The sequence below is a fragment of the Vibrio lentus genome (assembly GCF_030409755.1).
Taxonomy (GTDB): domain Bacteria; phylum Pseudomonadota; class Gammaproteobacteria; order Enterobacterales; family Vibrionaceae; genus Vibrio; species Vibrio lentus.
Window position 1 is genome coordinate 3,371,209 of the sequence record NZ_JAUFQE010000002.1, and the last position, 11,550, is coordinate 3,382,758.

The following is an 11,550-nucleotide window of genomic DNA, read 5'->3' on the forward strand; positions in this document are numbered from 1 at the left end:
ACCATGTAATTTTAAGTGGCTAAAGTATTACATAGAGTGAGATTTGTGCAAAGTTTTACTGGATAAAAAAACAGTAATAAAAAAGGGCGACTCTTTTGAGTCACCCTTGGAATCGTTTAATGTGCTGCTAACCAACCGCTAATTGCTATCAGTTAAATAACTAAATAGTTAAACAACTCAACAGCTAAACAGCGAGTAAGCCAAAATTAGCGATTAAGCTTCTTTTGTTGTTGAGTGCTTACCTAGTTCGATTTGTTGTTGGTCTTTTTTGTATAGGTTTTCAAAGCAGTAATTTGTTGCTTCGATGTAGCCTTCAACACTACCGCAGTCAAAACGTTGGCCTTTAAATTTGTAAGCCAATACACAGCCTGCTTTTGCTTGTTTTAGTAATGCATCAGTGATCTGGATTTCGCCACCTTTGCCAGGTTCAGTCTGCTCGATAAGCTCAAAGATATCTGGAGTCAGAATGTAACGGCCAATGATTGCTAGATTGCTTGGTGCAGTACCTGGCTCTGGTTTTTCTACCATGTCATCGACACGGAAAAGATCGTCTTTGATCATCTCGCCCGAGATAACACCGTATTTATGTGTTTCGTTTTCAGGCACTTCTTGTACTGCAACGATTGAGCAACGGAACTGTTTGTATAGTGCCACCATTTGAGCCAGAACGCCTTGCTGCTCGTTCACACAAAGGTCATCAGCAAGCACAACGGCAAAAGGTTCATCACCCACAAGTTCACGACCAGTCAAGATAGCATGACCTAGACCTTTCATTTCGCGTTGACGAATGTAGGTGAAGTTTGCTGCTTCAATCGTCTCACGAATATTGATCAGCAAGTCTTCTTTATTAGTGCCGCTGATCTGGTGTTCAAGCTCGTAGTTCTTATCAAAGTGATCCATGATTGAGTGCTTACCACGGCCAGTCACGATGCACATTCCATCCATACCGGCTTCAATTGCTTCTTCAACGCCGTATTCAATTAGAGGTTTGTTTACAACGGGCATCATTTCTTTTGGCATTGACTTGGTTGCAGGTAAGAAGCGAGTACCGTAGCCAGCTGCCGGGAAAAGGCACTTTTTGATCATGATAAGACCCTTTATCTATAATAATTATGGATTCAACCTGAGTGGTTGATATTTCTGAGGGCAACTCTAGCATAAGTTATGTCGAAAATTCAGCAACAATCCGTATGGTTCACTAGAGCTTCCCTCAAAATTATCGTCAGTTTAAGAGGCCGATCAATTATGCAAGTAGATTCTGGTTTGCCCATGCAATGGCTTGGACTCTATTTTTAACGGCTAGCTTACGGAATATCTGATAAAGGTGAGATTTGACCGTGAATTCGCTAATAAACAAATCATCGGCTATTTGAGTGTTTGATGAGCCAGATTGAAGGCAACGAATGACTTGCAGCTCTCTAATGGTTAAGTCAACATTGGTGGGGGTTGTATTGGTGCTCACGATGTTTCGATAGTAGAACAGTAATTGGCTTGCCACCTTTCTAGGTAGCCAATTGTCTCCATTGATCACCTCTTCAAGTCCCTTCGCTATTTTGGCTTTCTCTTCAGTGTTGTAAAACAGACCTTTTAATACGCCAAATGTAATTAACTCCGATGTAGGGAGTGCCTTGGGGACGTTGAATAGAATGATCTCATGATTTTTCCACATCACGGGTAGATTTGGATGAAGGTTCGTTAATTGAGGTACCTCTTTGTAATCAACGAGCAAAATTCGGTTGCTCTGCTTTCGGTCAAATAACATCAAATCATCTGGTGTCATCTTGAAAAGGGTTAGAGATGAAAATTTTTCTATCTCTTTAACATGCAAATAGGTGTTACTCGGATCGATACAGATAAAATGCAAAGTGCGAGCATATCGAGACTTTCTCATTGAAACTCCTTGTTGAATTGGGATTAGATTTCACGTTGTCATGCATGCTTTCGCTTCTCTAGAGCGTTTCTTGTGACTTGCGTTGAATATCAACTTGGAAAGTAAATGAGAGGTTTGTAAGTGGAGAAAAAAGCAACATCGATCTGAATATCATGATTTGTTACGTTTTTATTCTTTGTAGTGAGGCGAGAATAGGAATGCGATTTATCACTGCAGAAAAGCATGCTATTCTTGTGCGCTAAAATTTTCTGAGACTATGAATTTAGACGGAGCAAATCATGGCTAGCCGTGGAGTTAACAAAGTTATATTAGTGGGTAACCTAGGTAATGACCCTGAAATTCGTTACATGCCAAATGGCGGCGCAGTAGCGAACATTACCATTGCAACGTCAGAGTCATGGCGTGACAAAGCAACTGGCGAACAGCGTGAAAAAACAGAATGGCACCGTGTTGCTCTGTTTGGCAAGCTGGCGGAAGTTGCTGGTGAGTACCTACGTAAAGGTTCCCAAGTTTACATTGAAGGTCAACTTCAAACTCGTAAATGGCAAGATCAAAGCGGTCAAGACCGTTACACTACAGAAGTGGTTGTTCAAGGCTTCAACGGTGTAATGCAAATGCTTGGTGGCCGTGCTCAAGGTGGTGCTCCTGCTCAAGGCGGTATGGGTAACAACAACCAACAGCAAGGTGGTTGGGGTCAGCCACAGCAGCCACAACAGCAGCAACAATACAGTGCTCCAGCTCAACAGCAGCCAAAAGCACCTCAACAAGCTCCACAACAGGCTCAACCTCAATATAATGAGCCACCGATGGATTTTGATGATGACATCCCATTTTAGGCTGGAATCTTTGAAAAGTGTAAAGACGATTTGTTGAATTATTACTTAAAGCCCTGCATCTGCAGGGCTTTTTTTGTCTTTTTTTTGAAAGTAGGTTGTCGTATTTGATAGTTCATACTAATTTAGTTTCATTCGGGTTAAAAATGACAAGACAAGGTGGACGGAGATGAGCTATCAAGTGAGTGTTTGGCGCATCGATGATAACGGTGAGCGAGCAGTTGTTGTAGTTGATGACCAGGGCATACCACACGATCAGGTGTCGCGCTATTTACTGGGCAAACGGAATAATCGAGCAACCAAGACGGTTTTGAATCTCGGCAAAAATGTTTGTCAGCTCTATCGCTGGTCGGAAGAATTAGGTATAGACATTGAAGATCGCATTAAATCTGGTCAGATTTTCGGAATCACGGAAATTGACTCCCTAGTTGCTTACCTGTCTATGAACCAACGCCAGCTTAAAAAGCAAAATGAAGAGCAAGGAAACGACGACTGTGTTCTATCGTTTGCAGGATATGTTACTGCGAGTGTGCTGGCACAAAAAATTGACGTGGCGAAGGATTACTTCAAGTGGTTAGGTAACCTAGCGATTGAAGGACGCTTGGTCACTGACCCTTATTACGCAGCTATTGGCCCTGCGATCAAAGACCTCAATGATGCACTGGACGCCCGAAAAGTAACGGGAACCAAAAAAGCTCGCATCGGGCTTACAGTAGAAGAACAACAGTTTTTGTTGTCGGTTACTCACCCTGAACATTCACAAAACCCATTCGAATCTCGCACTCGTATTCGTAACCACTTAATATTTAAGCTTCTAATGCTTTGTGGTGTAAGACTAGGGGAGCTATTGGCATTAGGCACCATTAATTGCCACCTGTTAGGAGACGACCCATATCTCCGCTTTGGTCAGAACTTAACAAAAGAGGTAGACCCTCGCTCTATTCCGCCAGAGGCAAAAACCTTGCCACGTAACATTTATTTGACTGCGGAGTTGGCGGCGGAGGTAGACAGCTACATTATGAATGAGCGTAAAGCGCGGGGACGCATTGCCCGTAAAGCGCCTCCCTATGTGTTTCTTAACACCCTCAAGGAGCCAGCCCCCATGACTGAGGGGTCTATCTACCACATGTGTCAGCTTTTGCGCGAAAAATTCCCCAAACAGCTCGCAAACCTTCATCCACATCGCCTAAGACACTCATTTAATGACAATTTGGCACTGATGTTCGCTGACTCAGCAGGCGACGAGGAATTCCTAAAATTACAGCGTTGGTTAAATGGTTGGAGCAATAGCAGCAAAGAAGGACAAACTTATACCTTGCGCTCAACTGAAATTCGTGGACAGCGTTGTTTGCAGATGCTTCAGGAAAACATCCTGAAAGGGAATTATCATGAACAGGATTACGCGCACCCTGAGCCCAAATACGACGAAGATATCGATATGTAACACTCGGAGGCAACAATGAACGATCAAGACGATACCTCGGTAGATGAGCATGTGGTCAATGACAATGATGGTCAGGATCCGTATTTACCGTTGTTTACTGATTTAAAGATCAAGAGTCGCTTACGTGTCGTCGACACGTCAACGGAGGAATGGGATATCGGCGAGTCAGAAGCTATGTTACTTAACTTCAATCTGCTGGAGACTGACAATGCGGCGTTGCGCGATCAAGTGAAATACACTATTTCATGGTTCATCAAAGGAAAAAGTCCAGGGCATGCCAGGTCTATCTTCAGGGCAGTAAAGGACTTCCTGAATAGCTGTGAGCACTTTGATGAGTCAGGCGCAGAACTTGCGGAGGCCTTGGCGGATGAGCTCCTTTATTACTTCGCCAATAAGCGTAAGTCCTCTGGTGAGGATGCTCTGTCCTTAGTTCGGTTATGGTATCAGCGTGGCGTAGCATTGAAGGTTCCCATATTTCAAAAGAATGTGGGAGACGCGCTTGAGCAATTAAAGCTGAAAGGGCGCACTAAGGGCCTAGATATCCTCGTTAACATCCCTGGAAAAAGTCCGCTGACCTCTAACAAATTGGCAGATTTACGACTGTCGCTGCAACGCTACGCTGATCGATTTGAGGTTGGAACAGCAGCTTATTGGCGACTGGCAGCTACTTGGTTGTTTATTACCCTAGGGATTCGCCCTAAACAACTTCGCCTGCTGATGGTTTGTGATTTCGCGGTTAACATTGATAGTGCGACTAAGCGAAAGGTTTATTTGTTGAATGTCCCCTCTGTTAAAAAACGACTTGAGGCTCCACGCAGTCGGTTTAAGTCTCGGTCTATCCCTGTATTTCTAGGGGAACAGCTTGAGAAGTTGATAGCGTTCAACCTGTATTGGTTGGAGGAACGAAATATTCAGTATAGTGAAACAGAGTTGCCGCTGTTTTTTTCTGAACCGACATTAGCCCCCCATTTGGGACGTAAAGAAGGTGCTAAAACCGAACAGTTTAAGCTTACTTTCGGTTCCCTCGCTATCAGTACTTCCACTCAAAAGACAATTGATCTTCTCAATAAATATCACTTTGCTTCAGGCCTCCCCACGTTTGATGAACCGATTACGCCACGACGTTTGCGTAAAACCTTTGCAACACACGCCGCTGCGTGCGGCACTTCTGCAATGATGCTGATGGAACTACTCGATCACGAGGATTTGCAGCATGTGATGATTTACTACAAGTTGGGGGCCAACTTCGCAATTAAGATTGACCAGCTATATCGAGAGCAATTTGGCACGATGTTTGACTATTTCCAAGGCAACATTACGTTGGAGGCGTTTTCCTCTGCGAATAAAAACAAACAAGTTTTTGGCCCAGATAATTTACGGCGTTTGGTTGGTATTGGTTTCTGTGGAAAAAATGGGCGTTGTAGGAAAGTACCACCTTACTCCTGCTATACCTGTATTAAGTTCGAAGCATGCAATGATAAACAGGTACATAATGAGGTGTTAGAAGGCATGCTTGAAGATGTGGGAGAACTGTTTAAGTACGAGGTTGCGCCTGGTAAGTATGAAATGGAGCACATTAATGCTTGTCGTTCATTGATTGAGCGTTTAGATACGGAGAATAGTTAATGGATGAGGATAAGGTTGTAGCTCCAAACCTAAACGGCGTGAGAACTACGTTTCCAGAAAAAACTAAGCTCAAAACACGCCGAAAACAGGATGTAATTACTCTCTTTATACCTACTGATAATTGCCTTAATAACATGAAAAGCTTTATTGATAGAGCTAAAAAGCTCCATGAACCGTTGTTTGACTATAAAGTTCACTGGGACAAATCCACTTGGAATATTGCTGGCTTTGAATCGACAATAACGACCCGTTCTGTTACGCATGCGGCGAATATTCTTTTTACTGCGGATAACGAAAAAGCTAAAAAGGTCAAGACTTCTAAAGAAGCTGAAGTGCCATTTAAGGAGCCATTTGCTTCTGAGGTTAAGGCATTTATCACCCATAAGCACAACGAAAAGCGAGTTAAGCATGAAACGCATATGGTTGTGATTGGAGTATTTCGGTTGCTATACATGGGATTAGAAAATCAAGTAACCCCCTCGCTAACCGAGCTAAGGCCTGAGCATTTCGATTCGGCCATTCGTCATGCAATGACGGTAAAAAAATTGGCCCGTACAACTTTATCTCCTTGGGGTGAAAGGCTAGCCATGATTGCAAGCATATTGGATAAGCATCGCCTAACACCTGTACTACTTGAATGGGAAAATCCGATCCCACGACAAGGCTCTCGCGGTGGTTCAGAGCAGGCTGCACGTGGTGACAAAAAGGCAAAAAAAGAACGTGCGGAGAAGTTGCCTAAAACAGAAGTTCTCGTTTATTTGGCTGCGCTCTGGGTAAATTACGAGCACATTGAAGAAAAAGACAAGTCATTGTTGTGTATGGCAATCATTCTATTGTTGGCTGGCTTTCGCATGGACGAATTTGTAGGTTTAGATATTAACTGCATCCCAACTCGTGAAGAGTATGAGCAAGCAGAGTTGGAACTCGATCCTCAAACTGGGGTGTATATTAAACCATTGCGAATACGTGCTTGGGCGAAGAAGAAAGCGGAGTGGGACGAAAAAATCGTGCCTCCTGCTGCTGTAGACACCGTATATAAAGTGGTTGAGCGTTTAAAAGCATTGAGTGCCCCCCATCGATACACAACCAAACTGCTACTTGAGGAAGGGAAATGGGATAAATTCGCTGAGTTTGATGATGATGACTTGTTGACTGCTAAGCAAATCCAAACCCTCTTAGGAATTTCTGGGCATTCCACGTCAAACACGATAACAGCGATTAAGCGGTTAGGAGTCGAGAAAGCAACTGAGTCGTCAAACCGTAATACCCTGTTTCGGGTAGGTGATATTCACGAGGCTGCCTCAGACGCTTACCGAGAGCGGGTTGCCCTTATCAAAGATGGACTTGGGCATGAGGGATTAGCAATTCCAATTTGGCGGTTTCTGACATTGCGTTATCACAACCAATACACGCCGAAAGAGCGGCTAAATGTATTTGTAGAACCGCTTAGTGGAACCCAGATTCAGGATTTCTTTCGGGGACGTGATTACATAACTCGTATTCAGAAATCGGGAGTCGGTGGTGAGCAAAGGCGGGTCGAAAGTGTCTTTGAACGGTATAGCTTCACTGAACTAGAAGGGATGACAGAGACGGTTCGAACACACCAATTTCGCCATCTACTTAATACGATGATGCAAGAGTCAGATATGTTTTCGCAGGAAGACATCGCTAAGAATTTTTTGCGCACTAATACTCAAGATAATGACAGTTACAATCATCAAGTTGAACCAAAAAAATATGCAGAAAGGAATAGGCACATCCAGGAGAGCGTCCTGAAGAAACTAAATATTGATGCTGAACAGGCTAAAAAGGTAGTACAGCGATTCCCATTATTGTCCAAAGAAGAATTGCAGCATGATCTGGATGAATCAGGCTCATATCATTTTATGGACATTGGCCGTTGTCGGCACGACTACACGCAATCACCCTGTGGTATGCATTATTCGTGTTTACGTAACTGCATCAACTACAAACGTGAAAAGGGCAATACAACTGAAATTGATAAAATCACCGCACGGCTTGAGCGAACCGAACAGCAAATGGTATTAGCTAATGAAGATGCTGATGATGATTTTACTGGAGCAAACAATTGGTACTTGAACCACAAAGAGCTAGTTGAAGGATGCAAAGCGGCACTTGCTATTGAAGATGATCCAAGCTTTGCAGTTGGTGAGATTATTCAAGTTTTCCCAGATGGTATAGATAACTGTGAAGAGGAACGGGATGAATAGATATATCACTGCCGAAGCAGAAGAAGACATAAAAACTTACCTAGCGGAATGGGAAACGGGTAGGTATGGAAAGAAACTAACCTGGGCCATAGTCGCGAAGGCTTTTACCTATTCTCGCCAGGCATTAAGTGGCAACACCAACATTAAAGATGCTTTCGACAAGGCAAAAAAAGTACTGCGTGAAGCAGATACTCAAGTAGACAATTTTAAGGATCTGGAAAAGGAAAATCAGCACCTTAAAAAAGAGCTAGAGAGATTAGCCAAAGAGAATCACGCGTATCAACAAAAATACCTGAGGTGGCAGATCAATGCACAACTTAGAGGAATAAGTGTTGCTGCGCTGAGTAAGCCCATCAACCCCAGTATTAAAGAAGAGTTGCGTAAGCTCTCAGAAGAAGACCAAGGGTGAGATTAAATTATGGCAACAAGTGCTGAACTGGAAGTGTTAAAGGTAGAGATCAGGAAGTTGCCAGCCAGCCCCAAGCGTGGTGATGCTGTGTATAAAGCGCTTCAGGTATGGATTCCATTACAAACTGATGAAGACTGGGTGCGGCTGGTAAATGAGAAGAGCAAAAAACTCAATCAACGGGAAATTGCCGCTGAACTATGCGCCTCAGACAATATTTGGAAAAAGGAACGGTTCCGTACGCTCCTTGAGCAAATGAATAAAAATGTCGTCGAAAAAGGTCTGCTAGAGGTGGCAATCCCCTACGTTAGTCGTGATAGTGCCTCTCCCAAAAAAACAGAACCAGTGCCTGATGCTGAAAACCCAATTAAAAAACTTCAGGATGCCAAACTCAAAGCTGATCTACGGCGAACAGAGGGGAAACTACAACAGGCCAACCTGCGTATCCGACGACTCGAAGCTGAGCTGAAGAAGTACACAGACCTATCAGAGTTGAATCGTGCACTTGAGCAACTGACTAGACAACGACGCTAACGGGGAACCTATGGGCAACACTGCACCTAAACACCATGAAGAGTTGAAAGAATTCACTGGATTGTTGCGCGTAGTTCGCGTCGACAGTAAGGGGGCTGGCTTGTTTCGGGCGACCTGTACATTGACGGACGACATAGGAGAAATACTGGATCGCGAGGGGCTTTATTATCTAGATTCTTCATATCATCTGATGGGCCACTTCGTGGAGGTAGGACAGGTATGGCTGATTGAGCGGGGGGTGAGGTGGTCAAGTTCCCTTACGACTCAGAATGGCTATGTCAGACCTGCTCACACTATTGAACCCAGTTTGGTGGTGATGTGCCGTCCCAGTGGTAAGCATTTGATTTGGCACTTTACAAACTACCAATGGTATCCAGGTATAGGGGAGAAAAAGGCCGAATCGTTAATTGATACTCTGAGCGACGGCTCGGGATACGTACCGTTATACGATGCGTTAGACAATCAACAAATAGACAGGTTGGCTAGCGCTCCATTGATTACAGAGTGGGATGCTGAGGTGTTAATCGAGGGCTGGGAACGGTATGGCAGCACCGATGTGCTGGCGTGGCTCGAAGACAAACAAATCGAACCAGATCTGGCATGGAGGTTTTTCTCTTTCCATGGCAAGAAAACTATCGAAGCTATCGAGGCTGATCCTTATTGCCTGACATCGTTTAACATGCAATGGCGGGAGGTCGATGAGTTGGCGCAGTTTAAGTTCGAGATCGCTCGTAATGACGAACGCCGCTTGCAGGCTGCTGTGACAGAGGTCTTATGGGGAGCATTCAATGATCACGGACACACCAAAGTTGAATTACCTTACTTTCTGGACAACATGAAGCGCTATGTCGGTGATGATCTAGAGAAGTGGGTGTCGGCGCATACAGGGATGATTGATCAGTCCAGGGGGCTAGTACGTGGTGAGTATATCCATGCCTTTGAGCCTGCTGTAATGGAAATGATGGTAGCTAATCGTATCGCAGACCTACTGAATACCAACTACCAACCGCCACTATCAATCGACACTATCCTTTCTGTTATTAGTGAATTCGAAGTTCAACAAGGCTTCAGGCTCACCAAAGAGCAAAAAGAGGCCGTTTCGACATCTGTTTCTACTCCTTTTTCCATTATCACAGGGGGGGCTGGCGTAGGGAAAACCACCGTACTAAAAGCTTTGTATGCATTATATGACGCAGCGAGTTTTGAACGCGTACAGCTCGCACTGGCTGGCCGTGCAGCGCAACGCATGAGTGAAGCGACAGGAGAGGATGCAACAACCATAGCGGGTCACTTGTATCACTTTGACTGGGGACAGGTCGATGATGCCGATTTAAAACGAATGGTCGTTGTGGTTGATGAGGCCTCGATGGTTGATATCCACACAATGTATCGCTTGGTTGACAGAATCCCACCTCAGGTACACCTGATTTTGATCGGTGACCCATATCAACTTCCTCCAGTCGGTGCGGGATTGGTCTTACATGAATTAGTCGAACGCCCCTATTTGCCTGTATCTCGCTTGAGCGTGGTTAAGCGAACGACGGCTGATAGCTCGATCCCATTGGTTGCTGGAGATGTGCGAAATGGTCGGGTGTCGAATGAGCTGGGAGATAATGTTGAATTTCATAAAGTGGACTTGAAACAAATTGCAAATAGAGCTATCAACGAGTATATGAAGGACACCGAATCATCTCAGATCCTCTGCTCTACCAATGCGATGGTAGACTGCGTGAACACCACAGCGCAGAAGCGATTAAACCCCAATGGGGTAATCTTGCCTTATATCATTGAAGGTAAGATATATGACTCAGAAGTTCGTCTCAATGATCCTGTCATTTGTACAGCCAATCTCTATCGTCAGGAATACGACTTACGCAACGGAACTATGGGGCGCATTATCGAGGTATACAATGAGCCGAGAACCTTTGAGGTTAAACCCTCAAATAAATCCAAAAAAACAAAGTTGATGACCTCATACGGTCGTGCCTGGTGGGATAATGATTCTGATACTGGATTTGAAACCGAGTTACCGATAGAGGTGATTGAGAAGCTTCATCTCGCCTATGGTATAACGGTGCATAAAGCACAGGGTTCACAGTTCAGGCATGTTATTTTTGTCGCCGTTGATGGTCAGAGTCTTGATAGAACTCTGGTGTACACAGCTATTACTCGTGCGAGCCATCACGCTGTAGTTATGGGGGATATTAACGCTGTTAATAAAGCAATTAGTAGACCACCGAGTGCCGCTAACAGGCTTGTTGGACTAGGGCAGTTTTTGGACGAAATTGTAGAAGAACTATAAGGGTTCGTGATGAATATTAAAATTTCATACTGGAAATCGATATGATGTTATTTGTAAATTGAAAATGTATAGAGGTGTATCTGAACTAATCACGGAAAACTAAGCTTTGTAACATTGTGTGTGGGCACCAGTTTTTTGACCAACATTTTGTAATGTTCTCGATTGTGCTGATAGTCGAATTTGAGTTTACTTTACATGCAACAACAACTCATGCACTTTCATGTTTGAAAGTGCTGGCTGTATCGGTTCTGGACAAAAGTGAGTCAGTGACTTTCCTAAATTA

Annotated in this window: 9 protein-coding genes; 7 read left to right on the forward strand and 2 right to left on the reverse strand. The window is 44.1% G+C overall.

Translation table 11 applies throughout. The features are described from left to right. Positions 1-213 precede the first annotated feature (213 nt). Both galU and QWZ07_RS23930 read right to left on the reverse strand, forming a co-directional pair. Positions 214-1,086 carry a UTP--glucose-1-phosphate uridylyltransferase GalU gene (gene galU, locus QWZ07_RS23925; protein WP_102306656.1) on the reverse strand — a complete coding sequence of 291 codons (873 nt, stop codon included), beginning with the start codon at positions 1,084-1,086 and terminating at the stop codon, positions 214-216. 157 nt (positions 1,087-1,243) lie between these two features. After that, positions 1,244-1,891, reverse strand: coding sequence for a LuxR C-terminal-related transcriptional regulator (locus QWZ07_RS23930; protein WP_192854156.1), 648 nt, complete (start codon positions 1,889-1,891; stop codon positions 1,244-1,246). A gap of 278 nt (positions 1,892-2,169) precedes the next feature. Here QWZ07_RS23930 and QWZ07_RS23935 point away from each other — a divergent pair, with 278 nt between their 5' ends. The 7 genes from QWZ07_RS23935 (at position 2,170) to QWZ07_RS23965 (ending at position 11,267) form a co-directional block, all read left to right on the forward strand. Next, complete coding sequence (locus QWZ07_RS23935; protein WP_102281886.1) at positions 2,170-2,727, forward strand: single-stranded DNA-binding protein; 558 nt, start codon at positions 2,170-2,172, stop codon at positions 2,725-2,727. 166 nt (positions 2,728-2,893) lie between these two features. Next, positions 2,894-4,168: a site-specific integrase gene (locus tag QWZ07_RS23940; protein WP_192854155.1), complete on the forward strand. Its 1,275-nt coding sequence runs from the start codon at positions 2,894-2,896 to the stop codon at positions 4,166-4,168. A gap of 15 nt (positions 4,169-4,183) precedes the next feature. Further along, positions 4,184-5,794, forward strand: a complete 1,611-nt coding sequence (locus QWZ07_RS23945; RefSeq protein ID WP_225998557.1) for a tyrosine-type recombinase/integrase — start codon at positions 4,184-4,186, stop codon at positions 5,792-5,794. After that, positions 5,794-8,025: a hypothetical protein gene (locus QWZ07_RS23950; RefSeq protein WP_192854154.1), complete on the forward strand. Its 2,232-nt coding sequence runs from the start codon at positions 5,794-5,796 to the stop codon at positions 8,023-8,025. Before QWZ07_RS23945 ends, QWZ07_RS23950 begins: the two co-directional genes overlap by 1 nt. Then, entirely contained in the window at positions 8,018-8,434 is a 417-nt protein-coding gene (locus QWZ07_RS23955) for a hypothetical protein (protein ID WP_102553093.1), read from the forward strand. Before QWZ07_RS23950 ends, QWZ07_RS23955 begins: the two co-directional genes overlap by 8 nt. A 9-nt stretch (positions 8,435-8,443) precedes the next feature. Next, entirely contained in the window at positions 8,444-8,965 is a 522-nt protein-coding gene (locus tag QWZ07_RS23960; RefSeq protein ID WP_102553092.1) for a hypothetical protein, read from the forward strand. Positions 8,966-8,975: 10 nt separating this feature from the next. Continuing rightward, complete coding sequence (locus tag QWZ07_RS23965) at positions 8,976-11,267, forward strand: AAA family ATPase (RefSeq protein WP_192854153.1); 2,292 nt, start codon at positions 8,976-8,978, stop codon at positions 11,265-11,267. Positions 11,268-11,550: the final 283 nt, after the last annotated feature.